The sequence below is a fragment of the Amycolatopsis sp. NPDC005961 genome (assembly GCF_040629235.1).
GTDB classification, from domain to species: domain Bacteria; phylum Actinomycetota; class Actinomycetes; order Mycobacteriales; family Pseudonocardiaceae; genus Amycolatopsis; species Amycolatopsis camponoti.
In genome coordinates, this window is sequence record NZ_JBEXVF010000159.1 from 1 (window position 1) to 1126 (window position 1126).

Below are 1126 nucleotides of genomic sequence, written 5' to 3' on the forward strand. Positions count from 1 at the left end.
CGCCCGCGTCCTTGACGAGCGGGTCGAGGTCCTCCTTGGTGAGCCGCCCGCTGGGGCGCGGCAATGACTCCGGAGTCCGATAATCGCGAACGCCGGAGACGGAGGTTGCGATCGACGTCGCTCCCTCGGCACGGTCGAGCACTGCCGCCGCGGTGACGGAATCGCATCGAGCGGCAAGGCTGCGCACGCCTCGGGTCCCGACCGACGAGCGGTTGACCAGCTTCTCTGCCGTCTTCGCGTCGATCATGGCGATGGTCTCGTCACTCATGCCCGATCTCCTTCACGCCGTTCTTTGGCTGCCTGCTTGCGGTACTCGGCCAGGATCTTCCGCACCGTGCTCGGGGTGTACTTGGCCGTGTCCGAGCTGATCAACTCGGCGATCTCGGCCGACTTGTAGTCCTCCATGTGGTAGAGCACGACGAGATTCACCACATCGTCGGGATACCCGCTTCGGCGACCTCGCCGGCCTCCGCGCAGGGTGTCGACGATTCCCAGCAGGCCCACCACCTCGTCTTCGGCCGACCGCGTCGCCGATGCGCCGAAATCCAGGTCGAAGTCGGAAACGAACACGTCCTGGTCGGTGCGCGAGCGCTGCGTCAACTGCCCGCGGTGGACGTTGGGGAAGCAGAGCACACAACTGCCGATGAAATAGGTCGACAGACGAGCGCCTCCCGCGGGATTCCAGTCGTGCTGCTCGAGCCCTTTCTTTTTGAACAGCTCCACGCCTTCTGCCACCGTGTCCATGGCCACGGCGATGGCCTCGTCCGTGCTCAGGGGCGGCCTCGCCCGTTCGACAGCCCGCTGTTTCAGCTTCGCCCTTTTGTAGATTTCCCCGCTGTGGATCCACGCCTTCATCACCTCGAGGCCGTAACGCGCCAGCCGATTGGACAGCTCGGTCCAGAGCGTCCCGTCGAATCCCTCGGCCTGCAGCGCAAGCAGAAGCCGTACATCGTGGTCGACCAGGGCCGCAGACTCATCGAGACCTTCCCACGTCTCCGAGCGGTCCCCATCCACATCAGGCACCACGGCAAGCAGGAGTTCTTGCAGGTCGAAGACACCCTTTCGACGATCGGACGCAACGCCGGAGACGATTTTCCGCAGCCGCGGCCGACCTGGCCGGTCCAAG

General features: G+C 64.9%; 1 protein-coding gene and 1 pseudogene. Both read right to left on the minus strand.

Annotation, left to right across the window (positions count from 1 at the left end; all coding sequences use genetic code 11):
• A pseudogene (locus tag ABZ342_RS48920) lies at positions 1–268 on the minus strand (RNA polymerase subunit sigma-70); the annotation flags it as partial.
• On the minus strand, positions 265–1126 hold an 862-nt coding region (locus ABZ342_RS48925; RefSeq protein WP_360488934.1), incomplete at its 5' end, for a hypothetical protein. The gene ABZ342_RS48925 and the pseudogene ABZ342_RS48920, both read right to left, overlap by 4 nt.